Here is a 24,661-nt window from a genome sequence, read left to right as displayed (position 1 = left end):
TGGTTTTGCTGTAATATTATTGGCTATTTTTTTATATTTGTTTCTCCACCCCAACATTTTAGGGTTATGATAAAAAGCTTTACCCTTGGCTGTGCTTTTACGTTGCTTTTAATCTTTAAAGCGGCCGCCACAGAGCTGTTTATTCCCATGGACGAATCGCAGAAAAATCACCTGAAAGCGTACGGGGTAGCTTACTGGGTGCTGCAGCAACAACAGGAAGTAGACTGGCTGCTCAACTACCGGGGCGGCAGCTTTGCTTTTAAGCATTTACCGGCTTTAGAAAGTGAGTTGGTAGCCCGTGGGGTAAGTTACAGCGTTATTTCCGATGCCCAGTACCAGAATATTACCCTGCAAATCAGCAGCCCCGAAGCCAATATGGATGTAATGAAGCTGGAGAAAGTGCCTAAAATAGCCGTTTATTCCCCTAAAACCCAGCAGCCCTGGGACGATGCTGTTACGCTGGTACTTACTTACGCCGAGATTCCGTTTGATTTAGTGTTTGATGAAGAAGTGCTGGACCAGAAACTCCTCAAATATGATTGGCTGCACCTGCACCACGAAGATTTTACCGGCCAGTACGGCAAAACATACCGGCAGTTCCGCAACCAGGATTGGTTTAGGGCACAGCGCCAGGAGTTAGAAAATATTGCCAAAAAGTACGGTTACAGCAAAGTTTCGCAGATGAAATTAGGTGTAGCCAAACGCATAAAAGAATACGTGGCCGGCGGAGGTTTTATGTTTGCTATGTGTTCGGCCACCGATACCTACGATATTGCCCTGGCCGCCGAAGGCATAGATATTGTAGATGCTATTTTTGACGGCGACGGCATAGACCCTAATGCCCAACAAAAGCTCGATTTTAACAAAACTTTTGCTTTTAAAGATTTCTGGTTAAACCTAAATCCTTTCGACGGCGAATTTTCGAGTATTGATAACCAGCGGCGGGAGCGAAACCTGTACGAACAAAATGATTTTTTTCAGCTGTTTACGTTTTCGGCGAAGTGGGACCCAGTGCCAACCATGCTCACGCAAAACCACGAAAAAACGATAAAAGGGTTTATGGGCCAGACTACCGCGTTTAAGAAAGAGCACGTAAAATCAGAAGCCACGGTTATGGGCGAAACCAAAGCAGCCAATGAAATCCGGTACATGAACGGCACTACCGGTAAAGGCACCTGGACTTTTTACGGCGGCCACGACCCCGAAGATTATATTCACGTTCCTGGCGAAGAACCCACCGATTTGGCCTTGCACCCCAACTCGCCGGGCTATCGCCTGATTCTGAACAATATTTTATTTCCGGCAGCTAAAAAGAAAAAGCAGAAAACCTAAAATATTACCGGAGGCGCTAACGTAGGTAAATGCCAGCTGTCAGGTAATATTATCATTAAAGCTTGCAGGGAATATTGTACTGACTAGAATATTCTGGCTTGATTATTTAACGGTAATTATATTAAACTTGCCTTCAATCCCTTGTCTAAGCTCTAGCTTAAAGTGCTGCCAGGAACTAGCTTGGAATACCCCAGATTAATGAGCAATTATAGGGTATTTCTTACGAAGCTATAAGCAATTTTTACGTTGATAATATTTTGTCGGCCGGGCTGGTTATAACCCGGAGTTATACAGAAATTGGTAGCTAATTTATACCTATAATATAAGGTGTACATGTATATTTAGGCTGCCACAATTATAGCAAGCTTAGTAGCCTAACCGAGCCGCTGGTTTTTCGTTTAGTTACTTACAGACTTTTCTTCTTTTTCTTATGGCTACCGATCCGGAATCTCCTAAAAATATATCGCGGCAAGACCAGCTAAAGCCTTACCTTAAATATTCGGGTTTAGGGTTCCAGATGATTGCTGTATTGGTGCTGGCCGCCTGGGGTGGCCAAACTTTAGATAACCGGCAAGGTAATACCAACCCCTGGTGGACCATTGGCCTAATGCTGCTGGGCGTTATTGCCTCCATGTACATGATTATTAAATCTGTAACAAAAAAATAGGTTTATACTTTTTGGCACGTAATTTTGTGCCAGAATTAAAACCAATGCCTTTTCTCCGTAATCTTATTATTTTATCAATACTCCTGGGTGCCGGCATGGGAGTGCTTATTCATTATACCGGTTATAAGTGGGTACATCCGTACGCCGGTTATATTTTAGTGTTCTTTGCCGCAATTACCGGTCTTACTTTTTACTTTATCCGGAAAGGCATTAGCCAGGATGCGGGCAGCTTTCAGCTTTATTATTTTGGTTCCTCGGTATTTCGGGTACTGTTGTGTATGTTCGTGGTTTTTTTCTACGTGTACTTTGCCACACAACGGGAATTACAGTTTGCGTCAAATTTCTTTCTGATTTATTTTATTTATACTGGTTTTGAAATCTATAGCATATTAAGTAACTTGCGCCGAATTTCGAAAAAGCAGGTATCGGAATGAAATTTAGAAGGCTAAATTTCACTTATAAGAAACTCTTAATGAAGAAGTTATTCTCAATATTTTTCTCCTTATTAACGTTTTCAGCTTTTGCTGCCGAACCAGCCGAAGAAGGCGGTAAATTTGACCCGGGGCAAATGATTACCCATCACATTGGCGATGAGCACAGTTGGGAATTTGCCCACGGCGCAACTTTGCATTTGCCGGTAATTTTATACGGTAAAAACGGTCTGGATATTTTTTCTTCCAGCAATTTCTACGACGAGCACGGCACCCTGAAACCGTACAACGGCTATGTAAAAGAGCACGGGCATATTTATTATGCCAACGAAGCAGGCGAGCCAATTGTAGAGACCGATGCCGAAGGAAAAGAGCATCATGCCGGGCCTTTGGATTTCTCAATTACTAAAAACGTGGCTTCCTTGTTCTTAAGCGTGGCTTTGTTGCTGATTATATTCTTTACTATTGCCGGCCGCTATAAAAGTAATGCGGGCAAAGCGCCTAAAGGTATTCAGTCTTTCTTCGAGCCCATTATTATATTTATCCGCGACGAAGTAGCCAAACCCAATATTGGTCCTAAATACGAGCGCTACGTGCCGTATTTGCTCACGGTTTTCTTTTTTATCTGGTTTAACAACTTGCTGGGCTTAATGCCAGGTGGTGCTAACCTTACCGGAAATATTGCAGTTACCTTGGTATTGGCGGTGTTTACCTTAATTGTTACCCTGTTTAGCTCTAATAAAGCTTATTGGGCACACATTTTTAAAACGCCGGGCGTGCCGGTAGCCTTGCTGCCGATTATGATTCCGATAGAATTGGTAGGCATTTTAACTAAACCTTTCTCTTTAATGGTCCGGTTATTTGCCAACATTACGGCCGGTCACATTATTATTCTGAGTTTATTTTCTTTAATATTTATTTTCGAGAGTGTTGCTATCGGGCCGGTAAGTGTGGCATTTGCCGTATTCATGAACTTCCTGGAGTTGTTTGTGGCTTTGTTGCAAGCTTATGTATTTACTTTGCTTACGGCCATGTATTTTGGCGGCGCCACCGAAGAACACGACCATGCTGATGATATGGGACATGGCGATGGTGGCCATCATTAATTAAGATTTTTTTATTTTTTTAACTCTATAATTTTAATACTATGTTATTAGCATTGTTGCTTCAAGCAGGATTAGGCCTGGGTACAGGTTTAGCCATTATGGGTGCCGGTATCGGTGCTGGTTTGGTTGCCCTGGGTGCCGGTTTAGGTATTGGTAGAATTGGTGGTTCGGCCATGGAGTCTATCGCCCGTCAGCCAGAAGCTACTGCCCGTATTCAAACTGCGATGATTATCGCGGCGGCTCTTATTGAAGGTGTTGCCCTGTTTGGTGTGGTAGTTTGTCTTCTTATTTCTTTCAAAGGCTAGTAAAGCCTGGCGGTTTTCAACGGTTCGGTTCTTAGGGCATGCCTTTGAGCGCGAACCGCTGAAAACCCAAAAAGAAAATTGCTTGCTGTTTTAAATATAGAGAAGAAGAATAAATATTTGGGTGGAGGCTATGCCTCTGATTTAATTTAAAATTAATCTTTTAAGTAATTAACCAATGGAATTAGTAACTCCGGGTATTGGCCTTATTTTTTGGCAAACCATTACATTTGTTATTGTATTGTTTTTGCTTTCTAAGTTTGCCTGGAAGCCCATTATGTCGTCTTTGCGCCAGCGCGAAGATTCTATTGAGTCGGCGTTACGCATGGCTGACCAGGCAAAGCTGGAGATGCAGGCTTTAAAAGCCGATAATGAAAAATTATTGCAAGAGGCCCGTAGCGAGCGCGACCGTATTTTACGCGAAGCTTCTGCCGCTGGTAATTCAATTATAGAGCAAGCCAAAGCCCGGGCCAACGACGAAGGTACCCGTATGATTGCTAATGCCCGCGAAGCCATCGACAACGAAAAGAAAGCTGCTTTAACCGAAGTTAAAAACATGGCCGCTACGCTCTCTATAGAAATTGCCGAACGTATTCTGAAGCACGAATTACGTGACCCGGTTGCGCAACAAGCTTTGGTGAACGATTATATTAAAGAAGTAAACTTGAATTAGTAGTTAGTAATTAGCAGTTAGGGCTTAGTTTTAAATTAAGTAATCTCTAATCAAGCGAATAACTAAAAACTAATAACTAAAAACTAAATACATGTCTGATATAAGAGTTGCTTCCCGGTACGCAAAATCTCTGCTCGACCTGGCCCTGGAAAAAGGTATTCTGGAACAGGTGCAGCAAGATATGAAGCTGTTTACCAAAACAGTAAAAGAAAACCGCGATTTTGCGCTTTTCCTGGGCAACCCCATTATAAATCACGGTAAAAAACTGGCCGTATTGCAAAGTTTATTTACTGGTAAGGTAAGCGATTTAACGTTAAAGTTTTTCCTGCTCTTAACGCAAAAAAACCGGGAAGCTGTTTTGGCCAGTGTTGCTGCCGAATTTGAGAAGCAGTACAACCAGCTAAAAGGCATTGAAATTGCCTACGTAACTACTGCTACGCCCCTTACTGCCGAACTCAGAACCCAGTTAGGACAGAAAATAGCCCAGCAAACCGGCAAAAGAATTCAACTGATAGAAAAAGTAGACTCCGGTTTAATTGGCGGTTTAATTTTACGTATTGGCGACACCCAGGTAGATGATTCTATCCGGACTAACCTGCGCAACTTAAAAAGTAAGTTTAAAGAAAATCCTTACATTAATAAGCTTTAATGGAATTCCGGCATAATGTAAACTGTTATAGCCAGAATAATCGCAAAGCTTTTATCATAATAAAACAGAATTAATAAAAATATATCATGGCAGAAGTAAGACCTGATGAAGTATCCGCAATATTAAGGGAACAACTATCCGATTTCCGAACCGAAGCCGAGCTACAGGAAGTTGGCACCGTACTGCAGGTTGGTGATGGCGTAGCCCGTATTTATGGCTTATCTAAAGCCCAGTCGGGAGAGCTTTTGGAGTTCGATAACGGATTACAGGCGCTCGTACTTAACCTGGAAGAAGACAACGTAGGAGCCGTAATGCTTGGCGACTACAGCGAAATAAAAGAAGGTGATACCGTAAAACGGACAAATAAAATTGCCTCAATTAAAGTAGGTAATGGCGTGGTAGGCCGGGTAGTAAATACCTTAGGTCTGGCTATTGACGGTAAAGGCCCGATAACCGGCGACCTGTACGACATGCCACTGGAAAGAAAAGCACCAGGTGTAATTTTCCGTCAGCCGGTAAATGAGCCTATGCAAACTGGTATTAAAGCGATTGACTCGATGATTCCGGTAGGCCGGGGCCAGCGGGAGTTAATCATCGGCGACCGTCAAACGGGTAAATCGGCCGTAGCCATTGATACTATTATCAACCAACGCGAGTTTTTTGAAAGAGGTGAGCCGGTTTTCTGTATTTACGTAGCCGTAGGCCAGAAAGCTTCTACCATTGCGCAGGTGGTAAATGCCCTGCAACAAGGTGGTGCCATGGATTACACTGTGGTAGTAGCCGCTGCCGCTTCTGATCCCGCGCCAATGCAGTTCTTTGCACCCTTTACCGGTGCGGCTATCGGCGAGTTCTTCCGCGATACCGGCCGTCCGGCTCTGGTAGTTTACGACGATTTATCAAAACAGGCGGTGGCTTACCGCGAAGTATCTTTGTTACTGCGTCGTCCGCCAGGACGCGAAGCATACCCCGGTGACGTATTTTATCTGCACTCTCGCTTGTTAGAGCGGGCCGCTAAAATTAACGCTTCCGACGAAATTGCCCGTAACATGAACGACTTACCCGAGTCGATTAAGCCTTTGGTAAAAGGTGGTGGTTCGTTAACTGCATTGCCAATTATCGAAACCCAAGCTGGTGACGTTTCGGCGTATATTCCCACCAACGTAATCTCTATTACCGATGGTCAGATATTCCTGGAAACCAACTTGTTTAACTCGGGTATTCGTCCGGCTATTAACGTAGGTATTTCGGTATCGCGGGTAGGTGGTAACGCTCAGATTAAATCCATGAAAAAAGTGGCTGGTACCCTTAAGTTGGATCAGGCGCAGTTCCGGGAACTGGAAGCATTTGCTAAATTTGGTTCTGACTTAGATGCCTCTACCAAACTTACCATTGAGCGGGGCCGCCGCAACCTGGAAGTATTAAAGCAACCGCAATTCTCGCCGGTATCAGTAGAAGAGCAAGTAGCTATTATTTACTGCTGTACCAACGGCTTGCTGGACGATGTGCCGGTAAACGAAGTAAGAGCTTTTGAAAAAGATTTTCTGGTAACGATGCGTACATCGCACCCCGATGCTTTAAAGTTATTAAAAGCCGGAAAGTTAGAAGACAGCGCAATTAGTGCTATTAAGCAAACGGCGAAAGATCTTTCTGCCCGTTATAGAAACCAATAGTTAAAAAGCACCTTGTCTGGTTTTAGTTAGGTAAGGTGCTTTATTTCTGTTTATTATTAGAGTTCCTTATTAAATAAGTAAAGCTAGTTTAGCTTAAGGCAATAGAAAAATAAATGGCCAGTTTAAAAGAAGTACGTAGCCGTATTGTATCGGTAAGCTCTACCCAGCAAATTACCAAAGCCATGAAAATGGTGGCGGCGGCTAAATTAAGACGTGCTCAGGACAGTATTATCCGGATGCGCCCTTACGCCCAACGTTTGAGCAGCATATTAGCTAATTTATCGCGTCTGACGGATGATGCCGTACCCAATGTTTATAGCCAGAAACGTGAAATAAACCGGGTATTGGTAATAGCCATTACATCTGACCGGGGTTTGGCGGGTGCTTTTAATGCTAATATCAGTAAAACCGTAACCAGCCTGGTTAATGACAACTACAGAGCCCAGTTAGCCGCTGGCAATGTAGAAATTTTAACTATTGGTAAAAAAGGTAACGAGTCGTTAAGCCGCCGTGGATTTAAAGTGATAGGCAATTACACCAATATTTTTGCCAATTTATCTTTTGATACGGTACGGGAAGCGGCCGAGTACGCCATGGAACGTTTTACAACCGGATATTACGATCGGGTAGATATTGTTTACAACGAATTTAAAAACGTGGCCACCCAAATTATCCGGACCGAACAATTTTTACCGATTGAGGAGAATAACCCGGTAGAAGCAACCACTGCCGGTACGGTAACAGATTATATTTTTGAGCCAAACAAAGAAGAAATAATCCGGGAGCTGATACCAAAATCTTTAAAAATACAAGTATACAAAGCTGTGTTGGAATCGAATGCCTCGGAGCACGGTGCCCGAATGACGGCTATGGACAAAGCAACCGATAATGCCGGTGAATTATTGAAAGAGCTTAAACTTACCTATAACCGTTCGCGCCAAGCGGCAATCACTACCGAAATCCTCGAGATTGTGGGTGGAGCCGAAGCTTTAGCGGCCAGCCGGTAAGTTTAGTTAAGATATATTTAGAAACGCTCCTAAACCAGGAGCGTTTTTTTTATGTATTCATTTGGCTGATTTATGACATACAGATGCCCGCAAAACAAAATGCTTTATAACCTTCATCTTTCCCTTAAACCGAGGTAAATAAACATGGTTTATCAGATCAAAGCAGCAATCAGGCTGAAAAAGTAAATATTTATTTCAGCACAATTGAAGTAATGCGCTAATTATTCTTGGTTTTAAAGATTCAGACCGTATTATTTAATACACTTGCCGGAAATAACTGATTACTTCTTTTATTTCTTCCAGGGCTTCTGAACCGCCTAAACGGCTAATGCTTTTCTCCAGACTTTTTGCGGTTTTATCTAAGTTTTTCTTTTGTTCGGGCATGTTCAGCCATTTTAGATCGGCGGGGAACATAACAAAACGGAACAAAGGCTGGTAACGCGGGTGCTGCAATTGTGCTTGAGCCTCTTCTTCCAGTTCGGCAGCTTGCTCTTTTAGTACCTCATTATAAATATTCAGCTTTTCGTTGGTTAGCTGCTCTAAATTGCTTTCTTCTTTTTGCAGCCACTCCAGCTCTAAGCGCAAGAGCGTGTGCAGGTCATTTTTTTCGTAAGCGGCGGTAAGTTCGCGCATCCGTAACTCTTTATAAGCTTTCTGTCCGGGGTCTTGCTCTAAATCTGGGTGCAACACCTTGGCTAATTGTTTATATATCCGGCCAATGCTTTTGTTTTTAATTTCGGCCGCTTGTCTTTCCCGTTCTTCTTTTTCCCGTTGTTTTTTGGTCTTTTTACGTGCTGATTGCCGGTTTCCAAATGCATGGTTTTGCTCATTTACATGGTCTGCCATTTCCTGCATTTTCTGCATGAGGTCTTCTTCACTCATGTCGGGGTGTAGGTCGTCAAAATTCATCTGGAAACCGAAACTTTCGAACATATCCGTCATTTGGCTTTTCATCATTTCCAGGTCATGGTCGGCCGCTTCTTTTAAGCTCATGCCTTCCAATTCCTGAAAAATTTCTTGCAGTTCCGCATCCGGTTCTGCCGGATCTAAAGAAAGAATACTGTTAAGTTGGCTAATCAATATTTCTTTAAGTACCTGCTTATCTCTTTTACCTAAAGGCTTTTTAGCGGTATAAAAAGGGAAAAGCAACTTGACCATCTGCTTTCTCAATTCTACCGAATGCTGCTCCAGCGGATGGATGTGTTTACCATAATATTCTAATTTCTCGCCCAGAATCCGGTTTGTGTCGGTTATTTCCTGCTGAAGTCTTTCAATTCTTTTTACCAAACGGTTAAAGGTTTGCTGGGGCTTGCTGAGCACCTGGTGCTGTTGTTTACCAATAGTTAGCCCTTTTTCCGGGTTTGCTGTTTCCGGGGTAGCTTTCTTACGAGATTTTGGCATAAGAACTTAAATTAGAAAGTTTGTAACCGCACGATATGTTGGTATTTTATGATTTATAAGCTGAATAGCGCGCCATTGCTGCATAATATTTAAAGCAAACCAAAGTTAAACAATTGCTAAGAGGCAATATTTTACCAGTATTCAGGCTTTATACGGTAAAACCAAATTCTCTTTTGTCTGGTTAATCGGTTTATATCGTCTACATATACCCAAGCGTAGCGGGCCAGATATTGCGCTGGTCAGAAGCCGCGTCTAGCTAGAGTTTCTTCAAACTCTTCGGCGGGCACCTTAAAAGAAGCTGTGGGCGGCACTGAATCAGGCGAGGTAGTTAGAAACATTTTATTGCCCACGTTAAAACACAAGTGGTCTTCCCATTTAATATCATGTGTTACACTGGTTAAGTTACCGCAAATCTACTGTAGGTCCTCTATGGTCAGGTATTACTCGTTAAACCTGAAACCTATTATTAGTTGTTGTAATAATATTTAGAAAGCCTTGGCCAATTGTAATCCGCCCCAGGTGGCCAGCAGGCATAAGGCTACACTCATAAAAATATTACCCAAAGCCAGTAAGGTTTGGCCATTCCGGAGCAAAATAAGGGTTTCGCTGCTAAACGTTGAAAAGGTACTAAAGCCGCCGCAAAAGCCTACTGCTAACAGCAATTTTAAACCCGGGTTAGCAATAGCTTTAAAATTTTGGTAGCCGAGAAAAAAACCTAAAATTAAACAAGCTAAAATATTAATCAGGAGCGTAGCAACCGGGAAAATTGTAACCGAATTAAAATAAAATAGCCGGCCTAAACCAAATCGACACATACTGCCCATGCCCCCGCCTATAAAAACGAGTAAAAAATCTTTCATACCAACGAAGTTAAAATTTATTCTTTAAAATGCGGCGTTTTGCACTTTTGACTAAAATCCGTATTTATTTTAATTAGCAGCAACTTAGCTACCTGCATGTATTAAAGAAGTCTTTAATCGTTTATGGGTGGGGCGGACGATGTAATGGGTTGGGAAGTAATATGTAAAGTAGTTGTTAAATAGTTTAGCAAGCTCTCTACACTGGCTGGCTGACACCGGAAGGCTATGTAATTATCTGGTCGAACGAGATAAAAAGCATCTTCGGTAATGCCAAATAAAGAATAAACCGGATGATTGTGCTCATGCGGGTAAATCAAATACGTTTTTACCAGTTGGGGTAAATAGGGTTGCAATGCCGTTTCTAACTCCTCTTGTAGTTGTTCGGCCCGGTCGGTACCAAAGCTGCTTTTAAAGATGAGTAAAGTAAAATAGGGGTTTCGTAACAACGAATAAATACTCACCAGCTTTTCGTAATCGTAACTAAAAACCTGGGTAAAAGGTACCCGGTCGCCAGGTTGGGGCGCTTCTTCCGGGAAATGATTGCCTTCTGCTGGTGTTACCGAGAGCCGGCTTTTTCGGTACCGAATACCAATTTGCGAAACCCGCCGGAAAAGTTCGGCCCGCAGTACATTAGGACGCAAAAATTTACCCAGCAGGTAAGGCAATATTTTTAAACGCATAAAACGTAAAAAGAAATTTTTACTTATTAACAGGCTAAAAGCCCGGTCGGTGGTGGCTACTAAGGTTTTGGCTATGGGCAAGCGCTCGGCAGAGTAGCTGTGCAATATTTCTTCCGTAGCCGACCCATGTAGCACCAAAGCCAATTTCCAGGCCAGATTGTACGCATCTTGTAAGCCGGTATTCATGCCCTGGCCACCTACGGGGCTATGTATATGCGCCGCATCGCCTATTAAAAAACAGGCCCCCTGGCTAAAATGCCGGGCATACCGGTGGTGTACTTGGTACGTCGAAAACCAGGACGTATCCGTGAATTGTACCGCAATGCCCAGTTGCTTTTGCAGGTATAAAGCTGCTTGCTCAAAAGTAAGGTTAGGTTGGTTTTGTAAATGGGGTGGTACCATACTAACTACCCGGTACCGCTTGTGGCCCGCCAACGGGAAAAAGCCGGCAAACGTTTTATCGGCCAGGCACAGAAATATTTCATCGTGGTTATACGACCAATTTACCTGGGTATCGGCTACTAAAAAAGTATGCTCGTAAGTACCACCCGTAAACGGCATGTCTAACGTTTGTCGCACCTGGCTGCGGGCACCATCGGCCCCAACCAGGTAATCGCAGGTAACTTCTTCTTCCGAGATGTCTTTGTAATGCAACGTAGCTCTTATCGGGATTTTGGCAGGCTTAAGCTTGCGGAGTTCGGTTTGCCATTCTACATGTACGTGGTAGCGAGCCAGAAATTCCAGCAAAATGCGTTCAGTTTGGCTTTGCTCCAGCATAAAAACATACGGGTAAGGACTCTGACCCGCGCCAATGCCGTGCAAATTAATATTTTGAATCCAGCGGCCCTGAACAATAAAGTTTAAACCAGTAGCTGTTTGGCCGGCCTTTAAAGCATCTGGCGCAATACCCATTTGTTCAAATATTTCGAGTGTGCGGGCTTGTACCGCTAACGCTTTCGACTTATCGGTGGGGCCGCTGCGCCGGTCTATAATCCGGAACGACAACCCCCGTATGGCTAACTGGCAAGCCAGCATTAGGCCCGACGGACCGGCCCCCACAATTAGCACGGGAATATGTTTTCTGGATTTGGCCATGTAGCAAAGATACGTAAAGGTTCGGCTCCCGGCCGAAGCAGACTTTAAAAGATAAGCCCATTAATATATTACGTAAATACCTGTACCAATATTGGCTTTATAATAGGGTTATAGCGTTGCCGGGAAAGAAACTGGCTTTATTTTAAATATTAGTGATTGATAGCCAAAGAGCTGTATAAATTACTAAATTTTAGTAACAATGGGATTAAAAGCTTTGGCCGAAACTTTCACCTGGTCGCCGGGCCGCAGGTTTACTACTTCGTTGGGGGTAGCAATGGTTTGAATAATATTATTGCCGATTAAAATATCCAGAATAAAAACAACTTCGTTCGCCCGTATATTTAATATTTCGCCGATTAGCTGAATTTTACTACTGAGGCGTTCTTGCCCGATTACCTGCGCGGGTGTACCCTGGGCCATAACCTGGCCATTATCGAGGTGAATAATATAGTCGGATAAACGGTAAATTTCGGATAGTTGGTGACTGACGAGCAGGGTAGTGGTCTGGAAGCTTTTGTGGAGCGCATATATTTCGTTTTGCAAAGCCTGGCGCATTTCCAGATCTAAAGCCGAGAGCGGTTCGTCGAGCAATAAAATAGGTGGCCGCCGGACCAAAGCCCGCAGCAAAGCCACACGCTGTTGCTGTCCGCCCGATAAGGTTGCTGGTTTACGGTTGGCGAGGTGCTGTAAATCGGCACGTTCGAGTAAATTATCAATTAATTGGTTATCAGGTTGCCCCGAAAAAGCATATTGTAAATTTTCGCGGACCGTCATATTTGGGAACAAGGCATAATCCTGGAACACAAAACCCAAATGTCTTTTTTGCGGCGGCAGGTTAATTTTCTGGGCAGTATCGAGCCATACTTGTCCGTTTACCGAAATATAACCCGCATCGGGCGTAACCAACCCGGCCAATATTTTAAGAATAGTGGTTTTGCCTGCCCCCGATTTGCCGTAAAGCGTATAAAAACTGCCCGCTTCCAGTTCCAAGTCTATAGCTAAATCGGTTTTACCGGCGGCCATCAGTAAGCTTTTCCGGATATTTATTTTAATCATGGCGCAGGTAATATTTTAAGGTAGCGGGAGCCAATGGTCTATAATCAGGCAAATTAGGACCATATAAAAGTCAAAGCCAATTTATTTTAAGCTGGTTTCCTGACGGAAATATAACCTGAATTTTTAGAAAGGCTTTACTAGTTTTTTATTCAGGAGGTAAACCGTGAGCAAAATGCCGAAAGCGAGTAAGAGTAAAATAATTGAATACACATGGGCGGCGGCAAAATTTAAAGTTTCTACTTCGTGGTAAATGGCAATGGACACTACCCGGGTTTCGCCGGGAATACTACCGCCAATCATGAGTACCAAACCAAATTCGCCGAGGGTATGGGCAAAAGATAATACGGTGCCAGTAAGCAAAGCAGGTTTAATGTTGGGCAGCAGCACCCGGAAAAGGGTTTGTATTTTAGAGTGCCCCAAGGTATAAGAGGCTTCGGTTAAAGTGGCTGGCAACCCAACCAACCCGGCCTGCAGCGGCTGCACCATAAAAGGTAAACTGTAAATAATAGACCCAATTACCAGACCGGTAAAAGAAAACACCAGCGACAAGTTAAAATATTCACTTAAAACCTGGCCCAATGCACTTGCGGGGCTAAAAGCCAGCAGCAAATAAAAGCCCAGCACCGATGGTGGCAGCACCAACGGCAAACTAATAATAGCTTCGGCTACCGGTTTTAAACGCGACTTGGTACGGGCCAGCCACAAGGCCAGGGGCAAACCTAAAAACAAGAGTAAAGCGGTGGTTAGAGCAGCCAGTTGCAAGCTAAGCCACAAAGGTTGCCAATCTATCTGCATGTTAAAAAGCCGTTTCCTGTAAAGAAATTTCGTTCGATTTTACCAGGCCCACTACCGCATCGCCTACAGTTAGTTGTAATTCCTGGGCCGAACGGGTAGTAATAATGGCGCACAGCATTTGCCCTTTAAAATTTAGTTGTACGCTCGTCAGGATTTTACCGCTTTGAATAGCCTGAATAATACTCGGAAAGCGGTTGCGTAAACTTAAACCCCCGGTTAAATTTTTAGCGATGGCCATTTCGGTTTCTTTAAAAATAATGGTAACCGCTTGGTTAGATTTTAAGTAAGCCGCTGTTGCGGGGGTATCTATTACCAAAGCCGAAAAATTTTCGTGGTGGGCCGCTACCGTAACCAACGAAATATCCTGCGCCGATTCTACAGCGGTAATGATGCCGGTAAGCTGGTTCATAACTTATTTTTTATCGGGTAAGATAACCGTATTTCCGGAAAATAGCTTGAGCTTGGGTACCGAATAAATAATTGTAAAATTGCCGGGCTTTGGCCGGATTGCGTTTTTGCGACGATTTTAACAGGGCGGCACTCTGGGCAATCTGCGGGTAAGATTTTGCCGGCAACGCCAGCCACTTGCCTTGGTTTTGCATTTTGGGTTCCAGCACTATGGCTTTGGCCGTAAAACCCACATCGGCCGCACCCGATAGTACGTATTGATTTACCTGCGCTACGCTTTCGGCAAATATTAACTTAGCTTGCACTGCCTGGTCGAGTTTATAATAGGTCAGGGCTTTCAGGGCGGCTTGTCCGTAAGGAGCTAATTCCGGATTGGCAATAGCAATTTTTTTTACTTCAGGTTGCAACACAACCTTTATACCGGGTGTTAAATCCAGGTTTTTATTCGTCCAGAGTACCAGGCTGCCGTAAGCATAAATTTTAGGCGGATCGGCCAGCAAACCTGCCTGCTGCAAGGCTTCGGGATATTGGGTATCGGCCGAAAGAAATACATCGAAGGGCGCGCCTTGTTTTATTTGGGTGGTAAGTTTACCCGATGAGCTTAAGATAAGTTCTACTTTTTGCTGGGTTTCTTTTTCGTAAGCAGTTTTAATTAATTGGGCTACAAACTGGGCATTGGCGGCTACGGCCACCCGCAAAGGCTGTTCGGGAACCGGCGAACCAAACCACCCGGAAATTAAATAAAACAGCAGATACAAAAACATAAGCTGATTGGGAATTAATACATTAAACGTAGAACCCTTACGTTAATATCAGGTTAAAGCAGGCCGGTAAGTTACTCATTTTTTTGTTGGGGCGGCATTTCGTTTTACCAAAGAGCCTGCTCGTTTTTAAAACAGATATTTTAAGTTACTAAGCCTATACATTTTATGTTAAAAAATCTAAAAAGCAGCGGGAGTATGTTATCTTTGTAACGCTAAAAAAAGCAACAAAAAGCCGATTTCACCAGCAAACCTTTAAGTAAGGCTAATATTTTTAAGAAAATATTGATTTATTTGCCGAAAAGTATTGTGATTTTTTATTTGGTATTAAGGCTGGGCTTAGTTTAACGTATAAACCCCGCCTGCTTATTTGGTGTTTGGGGTAAAAGCAACAGAAAGCGCTATCAAGGTATTACAAAAGAGCCTGTTACAAAGCCTGATTGCTACCCAGTAATAGTAAATGCTGAACAAATAAAAAGAACAGTGGCGAGACTGGTAAACCCTGTACTAAACAAATTTAATTTCGTATAAAACCCGGAGCCTTAAAAATAGATAGCAGATGCGCTGGTGGTAAAGTGGCTCCCGCACCAGCATAGATAAAAGTTTAAGTTACATGACAAGAAAAAACAACCCCTGGCATAGTGTAAATTACGGCGAGAATGCACCATCAGAAGTTACCGGCATTATAGAAATACCGAAAGGATCTAAAGCCAAATACGAGTTAGATAAAGAGAGTGGTTTGCTTAAGCTAGACCGGGTATTATTTTCATCTATCCATTACCCCGCTAATTATGGCTTTATTCCGCAAACGTATTGCGACGACCAGGACCCCTTAGATATTCTGGTTATTTGCTCCATAGATGTGCAGCCTATGTGTATTCTGGAAGCCAAAGTAATTGGGGTTATGCAAATGATAGACAATAACGAAGAAGACGACAAAATTATAGCGGTGGCTAAAAACGATATGTCGGTAAACCACATAAGCGATATATCGCAACTGCCGCCCCATACCTTACTCGAAATTCGCCGGTTCTTCGAAGATTATAAAAAGTTAGAAAACAAAGAAGTAATTGTAGAGCAATTCCTGGGCCGCGAGCAAGCCTACGGTATTATCCAGAAAAGCATTGAATTATACAACAATACTTTCCGGAAAGATCAGTTACAAGAAGTTTTGTAGTTTCTTAGCTATTGCAGGGGTAATTATTCCTGAATTTATAAGGATAAACCGCTAAAATAATAATCAGGATTTGTAGCCTGTTAGCCATGGTAGTTAAATGCTGCTGTACTAACAGGCTTATTTCTTTTATAGCTTTGCCAGGTATCGTATTTATTAGCTGGTGTTATACTAAATAAACATGAGCCAAATTTTAAAATATATTTGCTTCCCAATTATTTTAAAAGCGTAGAAACTTAAGTAAGCATAATTTAAAAAACCAATAATTGAATTTTCTGGTACCAGGTTTAATCAGGATTGCCGGCCGGTATTTATTTTTTGGCAATATATTTATTGCTGCGTGTGCTTTTTGCCTTTGCTGGGCTACCTGTATTTTACTGGGGCAGCCTTTGCCGGTGCAATTGGCATTATTTGTTTTTTTTGCCACCTGGTTGCTTTACAATTTTGATAGCTTGTTGCCTTCTAAAAGACAGCAGCAAGTAAAGTTTTCGCGCCGGCGGGCCTGGGTACAGGTGCACCAATCGGAGTTAGTTTACGCGTTAATATTGGCCGCCGGGATAGCGGTATACTTGTTTTTCCAGACCCTATACAATAAACATTGTTTATTGCTTTTAGGGCATCTAGCTATTCTTTCTTTGCTGTATTCGGTGCCGGTAGTGCCGGTGCGGGGTAAATATTGGCCCTTGCGCCACATTCCTTTACTTAAATCTTTTTTAATTGCTTATGTCTGGACCTGTGTAACGGTATGGTTGCCTTTACTGGCCAACCAGCAAGCCATATTCACGTCTCTGGTTTGGGTACTTTTTGCTCAGCGCTTTTTGTTTTTGCTGGCCATTACCATTGTTTTCGATATCCGGGATATAGAGCGAGATAAAGCCACGGGCACCGTTACTTTGCCCGGCACCATAGGTGTGCAGTGGGCTAAATATTTAGCCTGGCTGAGTTTACTGTTATTTGCCTTACTGGTGGTTTTTATTCCGGAAAAAGATGATGCCTTGGCATTGGCTTTATCGGGGGGAATTACGGCTTGGGTGGTAGCCAGCGCTGGCCCAGACAGAAGTGAATACTTTTATGCCGTGGCCGGCGATGGCATGATGCTGCTGCAACTGTTATTATTGCTGGTGTTTAAGGTTTAACAACCACGCTAAGGTAAAATCCGGTAAATGCCGATTTGTTCGTTTTTGTGTACGCGCGGGTTTAGCCGGTGCAGTACCTGGTCGTACAAAGATGGGTTAATATTATGCTCCAGTTTAAGATGGGGGTATAATTGCTGCACCCGTGCCAATCGGCTGGGGAGTTCGTCCTGGCCCACTACTACCAGGTAATTGGGCGTATAACCCGGCATAATTTCGGCTTTTAAAGAATCCAGGCTTTTTTTATCGTTTAAGCTGTAAACCAGCACAAAATCATTGGGTAGGGGCTTAGTTGCTTTAAACTGATGCCATCTGTTTTTGGGGTCTTGCTTAAAGTCTTCGGCTTGGGCACTTATGCGGCCCAGGTAAAACAAGGGTGGCATTTTTAGACTATGGTTGCCAAACTCCAGCAAAATACCGTGCAAATTGGGCTTCTGCGACAAGTATACCAACGGCGCAACCCGGCTTTTTTTAGAATAAGTTAAAGCCATGGCCAAAGCTACCAATATATTAAGTACCCAGAAAAAAGTCCAGCAGGCTGCTAGTAACCTGGGTTTGCGCAGCCAATAACCCGACTGCCGTACAAAGCTTTGCCAGCCAATTACGCCCAGAATCATGATGAGCGGATATAAAGGAAGAATAAATCGCTCTTGCTTATTCGGGAATAAAGAATGCGCTACAAAAAAAAATAGTGCTCCCCAAAATAGCATGGGTGCCAGTTTAGCGGTACGGGAATAGCCTACCAACAAGAAAACGCTAATAGGCGGCACCATAAAGCCCAGCAAGGTAAGTAAAAACCGGTACCAGGGGCCGGTACTAAAATCCTGGGCGTGGCCCGAATTGTACACAAAGTAAGTAACAACCGAGTGAAACGGATAATCGAAAAAGATATAATCTATGGAGCCCTGGATAAGCGTGGCCAGCACCAAAAAGCCCAGGCCAAAGGTAAGCAGGGCCAGCCACTGCCGTTTGTAAAGCAACACCAAGCCAATGCCGCCGGCTAATAAAATAGTATGGTACCGGAAAACAAAAGCTAGTGCAAATAAAGCGCCGGCGCTAAAGTAATTTTTCAGGTTATTGGCTTTGCCCGCTTTAAGCAATAGGTAAAAACCAGCCAGGTAAGGTGGTATGCAAACCATTTCTACAAGGTTGCGCACGCTCATAAAGGGCATAAACCACATTAAAGCCAGCATTAAACCTACCAGCCGCGCCTGGCGCTTATCTGCTAATAAAGCGGTAATTTTATAGCCAAAAAAAACTATCAGCAAAGAATAGCCGCCGTGCAGTAAACGCACCACCAGCATTTTACCCTCCGGACTAGTAAAACCAAGCTGGTTGCAAAGGTAAAACAAGGCATAATGGAGGCCGGCGTAAAACATACTGTGCCGGGGCGGCAAACCTTCGTTTAGCCAGGTAGGTATGCCATACACCCAATCCTGGGCAATGGAAATAATATCAAAATGATCGTCGTGAAAAGCAAAACCCTTGGAAAATACGGCGGCAATTAACCGGATAACTAAAGCAATTACCATGACTACCGTTAGCGACGTAACGTAACGGTGGTGAATACCCACTTGGTCGGGGAGGGCATTGGTGCCGTAAACCGTTTTAGGTGGCGAGTTGCGCAATTGCATGAAAAGAGCCTTTAAAATTAAGCCGCTTTGGGGCTGTAAACTAATTATAAATTTAGGTTTTGGGGCTAGATTATAGCGCCGATGGTATGATTTAGCCCTTAGGCTACTGTTTTACCGCGACAAAGGTATTTCTATTAACCCGAAACCGAAAAAATAAAATTAAATTATTAGCGGTAAGTAAAGCGTAGATTCTGAATAATTAAGATAACGGACGCAGAATAATTTGGCTATTGCCGCCAGACCTTATCTTTGCCGCATGAAAGAAAAATCTTCTTTTAAAAAAGGTCTGAAAATAAGCGGCGGGGCGGTGCTTTTAGTCGGGCTGGCAATTCTGTTGGGCTACCATTTATATTGGCAGGGGCAAATAAATTCCCTTACACCTACGCATAAAAAAGTACAGGTAATTGGGCATGCCGGCCGGGGCTTTTATTCGCCACTTAACCCATTCAATCCTTACCCGGCCAATAGCCTCACCTCGCTGCTGACGGCTTTAGAGGAAGGCGCAGTGGGGCTGGAGGTTGATATACACCTGAGTCAGGACAGCGTTCCTATTCTTTACCACGATCCGCAATTAAATACCATGAGTACGGGTACCGGCCTAATCGAAGAAAAACCGGCGAAAGAAGTAATTGGTTTGCCGTACCAAGGGAATTCTTTTTATGATTTGTTTCACCAGGAAAAAATTATTGCCTTAGAAGATTTAGTCCGCCATTTTCAACATTATCCGGATATTCCTTACCTGCACCTCGATTTAAGGCAAGAAGGGCCGGCGCGCCACGCCTTGTATGCCCGTTCGCTGTTAAAATTATTCCAGCAATACCATTACCCTGTACAAAAGCTCACTTTTATATCTCCCGACCCGGTTTTATTGCAAACTATTCGGGAGGCAGAGCCCAAAGCCGCTTATTTGCTGGATATGGTCGATGATTTTGAAAAAACGTTGGCTATGGTACTGCAACATCAATTGCATGGTTTGGTCATGAATAGCCGCACCATGGATACTGACAAAATGCAGCAGGCACGGGCGCATAATCTGCAGGTGGTGCTATTTGGGCCTAAATCCAGTGCCTCTATTTACAAAAGTATTTTGCTGCAGCCCGATGCCATAGAAGTAAATAATGTGGCGGCCATGGCTAAAATGGTAAAATGAACTGGGAAACGATTGGCCTTGCTTTATAGGTAATATTTCGGGCAAAAAGCCGGGCGTAAAACACCCGCAATAGCCGCTCAGAATACTGTGCTATGGCGCGACAGGCATTACTTCTTTCTCCTCCAGAAATAAAATATTCGCCCGGATGCTTTCGGGCGATAGTTCTTCTAAAACTGGCTGCGGTTTAGATAAATTTAACAGATAGCCACTGTATCCGTTCAGGTTGGCCAAATCGTGGGTAATACACAATACAATTTTATTTTGGGTAGTTACCCATTGGTGCAACAGGCTAAATACCCGCTTTTTGTGGTAAATATCTAACTGCTGGGTTGGCTCATCGAGGAGGCAGAGCGCGGCATCCTGGAGCATTAACTGGGCCAGCCATACCAGTTGTTGCTCGCCGCCCGATAGCTCCGTAAACTCCCGGTTTAGTAAATGGCCAATTTCCAGGTGGTGCAGGAGTTGGCTTACGGCCGCGTAATCCAGGTCGGTATATTGCTGAAAAAATCTTTTGTGCCGGAACAAGCCCATCACTACCAAATCGCGGACCCGGATAGGAAAATTAACCGTATTTTTTTGGGGCAAATAAGATAAAATGCCCGCACTGGCCGGATTGGAATGGGGTAGCAACAGCCGGTTATTTACGAATATCTGGCCCTGATAAGGCAAACTGCCCGTTAAAGCTTTAAAAAAAGTAGATTTTCCGGCACCGTTATGCCCCACAATAGCTACAAACGCGGGTACTGGTACACAAAAGAAAAGGTTGCGGATAAGAACACGCTGTTCGTAGCCCGCAACCAGGTTTCTAACTTCTAACATATTTTAATTATGAATCAAAAATTAGAAATTAAAAATGCTGAAATTTTTAATCCATAATTCTTAATTCCTAATTAAAATTAGTACTCATCCTCATTAAACATGAAGTCTTCCTTGGTTGGATAATCTGGCCAAACTTCCTCAATATTTTCATAAGGCTGTCCGTCGTCTTCGAGGGCTTGCAGGTTCTCTACTACCTCCATCGGCGCGCCCGAACGAATTGAGTAATCGATCAATTCGTCTTTTGTTGCCGGCCAAGGGGCATCTTCCAGGTATGAGGCTAATTCCAGTGTCCAATACATATCATTTTCTCCTTAAGTAACTTTAAAAAACTGTTTGCAAAATTTAAAAAAAAATTATCAAAAACAAATATCAATTTTATTAAATATAGATGTCTGTTATGTTTTATTTTTAACTGACAACGAGTAAACCAAGCCAAATGTTTGATGCTCCTTTAATATTTTGTTTAACTTAAAGTTTAACAAAGTTATAATGAACTCCTACCTGTAAACCGCCAAATAGGTTATACCGCAATATGTAGTGGTCCAAGTCGTAGGCATCGCGGGTGGTTTCGGTATCGCGTATGTCGCGGAAACCGTAATTAAACCGTACATTAGCAGATAGATACATTTTGTCGGTAATGTCTTTTTCCAGGCCTAAACCCAATACTACCGTGGGGTCTACGGCATGAAAACCTCCGGCATCTTTGGTTAAGGATTGGTTCTTTTGTTTATGCGCCAGGGTGTAAGTACCCGCCGGAATGGTTTTGGTGCTGCCACCGGCAATGGTAGCCGTAGTAGTTTTGTCAAAGCGGTTTGTTTCTTGGCCTTTAATTAAAAAACCAACCTGCGGACCAAAAAAGAGGTTGAACCGGGTAGCATCGCCGGAGGCAAATTTCCAGAGCAAGGGCAGTTGCAGGTAAGTAAGGGCAATATTTTTTTTGCCTACCGCATTGCCGGCATCGTCGGTGAGGGTATATTGCTGGCCTTGGCTAGATAAATAAGCCTCTATAAACGTATCGTGGCGGTCGTTAAATTTATAGCCTACCTGCAAGCCTACCGGTGCCATTCTAAAGGTTTTGCGGTATTTGTAATGCTGGTTATTTTCTTCTTCGTTATCCACCTTAATCCAGGTGCTGTTGAGGGCCGTAGTTAAACCCACATGAAAATTGCCTTTTAGTTTACGGGTTTGCTGGGCATAAACAACTGTATCTTGGGCTTGTACCGAAAGCGCAATAAACCAGCAACCCAAAAGCAGAAAGAAGTAACGGACTTTAATCATAAAGGGCGTATTACAATTACCAAAGTTTGGTTATGTATACGCCCTTTACAAAGGTTGAAGTTACAGTGCTGGTTATTCGCCGGCGGGCTGTTGTTTATTTTTAATAAGGTCGATGAGCTCTTGCTTGGTTTTAATTTTGCGGTTAAACCCTCTGATTTTGCTTTGCAGCATATTCCGGAAGGTTTCGTTACCGGGTGTATCGGCCAGTTTACCTAAATTGGTTTCGAGTACTTCCAGTTCCTGCTTATCAGATTTAATAAATTCGCGCAGTGCGTTTACCCGTAGCGTTACGTGCTCGGCAGGGTTGGTTTTGCCGCCCATATTTTTCTTGCGCAGGTAATGTTCCAGGCTGCTCATTTCAAATATTTTATCGCAAGCCACAATAAACCGTTCCCACAACCGGTCCGATTCTTCGCCTTTTACGGGTCCTACGGTTTTCCAGGCGGCTTGTAATTCTTTAGCCCGGGGCACCGCCTTTTGCACTTCGCTGTTAATCAAAGCTTCGGCTTCTTCTACCAAATCGCGTTTTTTAGCCAGGTTTTCCTCAAAATACCGGTCTTTCGATTCGGTTTTGGTTTGGGTAATGCGGTTTTTCAGGCGTTCGAAGAAATGATTATTTGCTTTCCGGAAGCGGTTCCAGAGGTCGTTGGTGGTTTTGCGGGGCAAATTGCCGCCAATTTGTTTCCAGGCTTGCTGGTACTCTTTCAGCTTTTGGGTAGTGCCCTCCCAATCTTCGGAGTTTTGGATAGCCTCGGCTTTATGAATTAAATCTTTATACTTATCCAGGGTACGATTCAGCAAGCTTTGCTTGTCTTCGTAAAAATCTTTTTTACGCTGGAAAAAGGTTTCTACAGCATTCCGGAAGCGTTCTTCTATTTCATCGGCAATGGCTTTATCTACCGGACCGGTTTTAATCCAGTTCTGGCGAATTTCTTTTAGCTTTTCGGTGGTGCCTTTCCAATCGATGCTGTCCTGCAACGCTTCGGCCTCAGTAATCAGGGCTACTTTGGCGTTCAGGTTTTTATCGCGGTTGCGGCTAATCGATGCCTTTATTTCGTTTTCGGCTTGGGTAAGTTGGTTGTAAATAGCTTCAAAATCGCCTAGCGCATCGTATTTTTCAACCTGCTCTTTCAGGTGCATCACCTTCATCAGAAAAGAGCCTTTGTTTTCCGACTCTTCTATTTTAGCCAGCAGGGCATTTACCTTTTCCCGAAACATTTCGAAACGGTACGCAAAATATTGCAGCGACTCTTCTTCTACGTCTTTTACTTCGCCAACCTTACGGGCCGGATAATTCATGAAGGGCTTAAGCCAAACCTCGTTGTTTTGTATAAAACCGTATTGGCGGGCCTCTTCCAGATAGTCTTTATTTTCCATTGACCGGATGAACAAAAAAATTTTACAAGTTTACAACTTTATATTATTCCAAAAGCCGGTAGCTCCTGTTTTTTCCGATATTTGTACCGGGAATATCTCAAAATATAGGCGTTAGAATATACTTAATGCCGGGTAAAAAGTTTTTATAATACTGGTTTCAGGTTGTTTTCCTTACCCGACTTACCTTAAATTTGCTTTTTTACGGCTGCAAGCCGGTAGTGATCATCTAAGCAGCGCCTATTTTCTATAAATAGTGCTTTGAGCAGTTAAATTTAACTGGTTTTAGTTAAAACGAATATTTTACGAAGAAAAACGAAATGAGCGAAACAGTTATTTTTTCAATGGCGGGTGTAAATAAAATTTATCCGCCGCAAAAACAGGTTCTTAAAAATATTTATCTTTCTTTTTTTTACGGTGCAAAAATAGGCGTACTGGGTTTAAATGGTTCGGGAAAATCTAGCCTGTTAAAAATTATTGCCGGCGTAGATAAAGCTTACCAGGGCGATGTTGCTTTTTCGGCGGGTTATTCGGTAGGTTACCTGGAACAAGAGCCGCAGCTAGACCCCACCAAAACCGTAAAAGAAATTGTAGAAGAAGGTGTGGCCGAAATAGTAGCCCTTCTAAAAGAGTTCGACGAAATAAACGAAGCCTTTGCCGACCCTGATGCCGATTACGATAAACTTTTAACCCGCCAGGGCGAGGTGCAGGAAAAACTAGACCAGCACAATGCCTGGGAACTGGATAATAAACTGGAGCGGGCCATGGATGCTTTGCGTACACCCGCAGGTGAGGCCATTATAGGTAATCTATCGGGTGGTGAAAAGCGCCGCGTGGCTTTGTGCCGCCTGTTGCTACAGGAGCCCGATGTTTTATTACTGGATGAGCCTACCAACCACTTAGATGCCGAATCGGTGTTATGGCTGGAGCAACATTTGCAACAGTACAAAGGCACCGTAATTGCCGTAACCCACGACCGGTACTTTCTGGACAACGTAGCCGGCTGGATTCTGGAACTGGACCGCGGCGAAGGTATTCCGTGGAAAGGAAATTACTCGAGCTGGCTGGAGCAAAAAGCCGCCCGTTTAGCCAAAGAAGAAAAGCAGGAAAGCAAGCGCCAGAAAACCTTACAACGCGAGTTAGAGTGGGCCCGCATGTCGCCGAAAGCCCGGCAAGCCAAATCAAAAGCCCGTTTGGGTAATTACG

At 43.5% G+C, this 24,661-nt stretch carries 26 protein-coding genes; 13 read left to right on the top strand and 13 right to left on the bottom strand.

Annotated elements, in window-relative coordinates; genetic code table 11:
* Positions 1-66: 66 nt before the first annotated feature.
* The 9 genes from ACO1R6_RS03660 (at position 67) to atpG (ending at position 7,837) form a co-directional block, all read left to right on the top strand.
* Positions 67-1,332, top strand: coding sequence for an asparagine synthetase B (locus ACO1R6_RS03660; RefSeq protein ID WP_486262268.1), 1,266 nt, complete (start codon positions 67-69; stop codon positions 1,330-1,332).
* A gap of 430 nt (positions 1,333-1,762) precedes the next feature.
* The gene (locus ACO1R6_RS03655) at positions 1,763-1,999 is read left to right on the top strand and encodes an AtpZ/AtpI family protein (RefSeq protein WP_486262266.1); all 237 of its coding nucleotides are present in this window, start codon (positions 1,763-1,765) and stop codon (positions 1,997-1,999) included.
* Positions 2,000-2,043: 44 nt separating this feature from the next.
* A complete protein-coding gene (locus ACO1R6_RS03650) occupies positions 2,044-2,433 on the top strand; it encodes a hypothetical protein (RefSeq protein ID WP_486262264.1) in 390 nt (129 codons plus the stop codon).
* A gap of 38 nt (positions 2,434-2,471) precedes the next feature.
* Positions 2,472-3,536 carry a F0F1 ATP synthase subunit A gene (gene atpB / locus ACO1R6_RS03645; protein ID WP_486262262.1) on the top strand — a complete coding sequence of 355 codons (1,065 nt, stop codon included), beginning with the start codon at positions 2,472-2,474 and terminating at the stop codon, positions 3,534-3,536.
* 41 nt (positions 3,537-3,577) lie between these two features.
* On the top strand, positions 3,578-3,841 hold the full coding sequence (gene atpE, locus ACO1R6_RS03640; protein WP_146898122.1) for an ATP synthase F0 subunit C: 264 nt from the start codon (positions 3,578-3,580) through the stop codon (positions 3,839-3,841).
* 175 nt (positions 3,842-4,016) lie between these two features.
* Positions 4,017-4,511, top strand: coding sequence for a F0F1 ATP synthase subunit B (locus ACO1R6_RS03635; RefSeq protein WP_486262260.1), 495 nt, complete (start codon positions 4,017-4,019; stop codon positions 4,509-4,511).
* 91 nt (positions 4,512-4,602) lie between these two features.
* Entirely contained in the window at positions 4,603-5,160 is a 558-nt protein-coding gene (gene atpH, locus ACO1R6_RS03630) for an ATP synthase F1 subunit delta (protein WP_486262258.1), read from the top strand.
* An 86-nt stretch (positions 5,161-5,246) separates the two neighbouring features.
* Entirely contained in the window at positions 5,247-6,830 is a 1,584-nt protein-coding gene (atpA, locus tag ACO1R6_RS03625) for a F0F1 ATP synthase subunit alpha (RefSeq protein ID WP_486262257.1), read from the top strand.
* 113 nt (positions 6,831-6,943) lie between these two features.
* Positions 6,944-7,837 (top strand): ATP synthase F1 subunit gamma, encoded by an 894-nt coding sequence (atpG, locus tag ACO1R6_RS03620; protein WP_486262255.1) that lies wholly within the window; start codon positions 6,944-6,946, stop codon positions 7,835-7,837.
* Positions 7,838-8,092: 255 nt separating this feature from the next.
* Here the strand turns inward: atpG and ACO1R6_RS03615 are convergent, their stop codons facing one another.
* The 8 genes from ACO1R6_RS03615 to modA all read right to left on the bottom strand — a co-directional run bounded on the left by ACO1R6_RS03615 (position 8,093) and on the right by modA (position 14,896).
* Entirely contained in the window at positions 8,093-9,238 is a 1,146-nt protein-coding gene (locus tag ACO1R6_RS03615) for a hypothetical protein (RefSeq protein ID WP_486262253.1), read from the bottom strand.
* A gap of 239 nt (positions 9,239-9,477) precedes the next feature.
* Entirely contained in the window at positions 9,478-9,651 is a 174-nt protein-coding gene (locus ACO1R6_RS03610; RefSeq protein WP_486262275.1) for an MmcQ/YjbR family DNA-binding protein, read from the bottom strand.
* Between the two features lie 72 nt (positions 9,652-9,723).
* Positions 9,724-10,098: a fluoride efflux transporter CrcB gene (gene crcB, locus ACO1R6_RS03605; protein WP_486262252.1), complete on the bottom strand. Its 375-nt coding sequence runs from the start codon at positions 10,096-10,098 to the stop codon at positions 9,724-9,726.
* Between the two features lie 113 nt (positions 10,099-10,211).
* On the bottom strand, positions 10,212-11,873 hold the full coding sequence (locus ACO1R6_RS03600; RefSeq protein WP_486262250.1) for an FAD-dependent monooxygenase: 1,662 nt from the start codon (positions 11,871-11,873) through the stop codon (positions 10,212-10,214).
* Between the two features lie 183 nt (positions 11,874-12,056).
* Positions 12,057-12,929, bottom strand: coding sequence for an ABC transporter ATP-binding protein (locus ACO1R6_RS03595; RefSeq protein ID WP_486262248.1), 873 nt, complete (start codon positions 12,927-12,929; stop codon positions 12,057-12,059).
* Between the two features lie 123 nt (positions 12,930-13,052).
* On the bottom strand, positions 13,053-13,724 hold the full coding sequence (gene modB / locus ACO1R6_RS03590) for a molybdate ABC transporter permease subunit (RefSeq protein ID WP_486262247.1): 672 nt from the start codon (positions 13,722-13,724) through the stop codon (positions 13,053-13,055).
* A gap of 1 nt (position 13,725) precedes the next feature.
* Complete coding sequence (locus tag ACO1R6_RS03585; RefSeq protein ID WP_486262246.1) at positions 13,726-14,133, bottom strand: TOBE domain-containing protein; 408 nt, start codon at positions 14,131-14,133, stop codon at positions 13,726-13,728.
* Positions 14,134-14,143: 10 nt separating this feature from the next.
* The gene (gene modA / locus ACO1R6_RS03580) at positions 14,144-14,896 is read right to left on the bottom strand and encodes a molybdate ABC transporter substrate-binding protein (protein ID WP_486262244.1); all 753 of its coding nucleotides are present in this window, start codon (positions 14,894-14,896) and stop codon (positions 14,144-14,146) included.
* Between the two features lie 610 nt (positions 14,897-15,506).
* On the opposite strand from modA, the gene ACO1R6_RS03575 reads away from it, so the two are divergent.
* Positions 15,507-16,070: an inorganic diphosphatase gene (locus ACO1R6_RS03575; protein WP_486262242.1), complete on the top strand. Its 564-nt coding sequence runs from the start codon at positions 15,507-15,509 to the stop codon at positions 16,068-16,070.
* 263 nt (positions 16,071-16,333) lie between these two features.
* Entirely contained in the window at positions 16,334-17,203 is an 870-nt protein-coding gene (locus ACO1R6_RS03570) for a UbiA family prenyltransferase (RefSeq protein WP_486262240.1), read from the top strand.
* An 8-nt stretch (positions 17,204-17,211) separates the two neighbouring features.
* Here ACO1R6_RS03570 and ACO1R6_RS03565 read toward each other — a convergent pair whose 3' ends face one another.
* Entirely contained in the window at positions 17,212-18,834 is a 1,623-nt protein-coding gene (locus ACO1R6_RS03565) for a glycosyltransferase family 39 protein (protein WP_486262238.1), read from the bottom strand.
* 256 nt (positions 18,835-19,090) lie between these two features.
* Here ACO1R6_RS03565 and ACO1R6_RS03560 point away from each other — a divergent pair, with 256 nt between their 5' ends.
* Entirely contained in the window at positions 19,091-19,984 is an 894-nt protein-coding gene (locus ACO1R6_RS03560) for a glycerophosphodiester phosphodiesterase (protein ID WP_486262237.1), read from the top strand.
* Positions 19,985-20,074: 90 nt separating this feature from the next.
* Here the strand turns inward: ACO1R6_RS03560 and ACO1R6_RS03555 are convergent, their stop codons facing one another.
* The 4 genes from ACO1R6_RS03555 to ACO1R6_RS03540 all read right to left on the bottom strand — a co-directional run bounded on the left by ACO1R6_RS03555 (position 20,075) and on the right by ACO1R6_RS03540 (position 23,458).
* Positions 20,075-20,803: an ABC transporter ATP-binding protein gene (locus ACO1R6_RS03555; protein WP_486262234.1), complete on the bottom strand. Its 729-nt coding sequence runs from the start codon at positions 20,801-20,803 to the stop codon at positions 20,075-20,077.
* A 77-nt stretch (positions 20,804-20,880) separates the two neighbouring features.
* On the bottom strand, positions 20,881-21,102 hold the full coding sequence (locus ACO1R6_RS03550; RefSeq protein WP_019948259.1) for a DUF2795 domain-containing protein: 222 nt from the start codon (positions 21,100-21,102) through the stop codon (positions 20,881-20,883).
* 169 nt (positions 21,103-21,271) lie between these two features.
* A complete protein-coding gene (locus tag ACO1R6_RS03545; RefSeq protein ID WP_486262232.1) occupies positions 21,272-22,081 on the bottom strand; it encodes an outer membrane beta-barrel protein in 810 nt (269 codons plus the stop codon).
* Between the two features lie 72 nt (positions 22,082-22,153).
* Positions 22,154-23,458 carry a DUF349 domain-containing protein gene (locus ACO1R6_RS03540; RefSeq protein ID WP_486262231.1) on the bottom strand — a complete coding sequence of 435 codons (1,305 nt, stop codon included), beginning with the start codon at positions 23,456-23,458 and terminating at the stop codon, positions 22,154-22,156.
* A gap of 317 nt (positions 23,459-23,775) precedes the next feature.
* Between ACO1R6_RS03540 and ACO1R6_RS03535 the strand changes: the two genes are divergently transcribed.
* Positions 23,776-24,661 (top strand): ATP-binding cassette domain-containing protein (locus ACO1R6_RS03535; RefSeq protein ID WP_486262230.1); only part of this gene is annotated, 886 nt, incomplete at its 3' end.

Source organism: Adhaeribacter sp. (genome assembly GCF_057359045.1).
The sequence above is the reverse complement of the archived record's forward strand: the minus strand, read 5'-3'. Positions and strand labels throughout refer to the sequence as shown.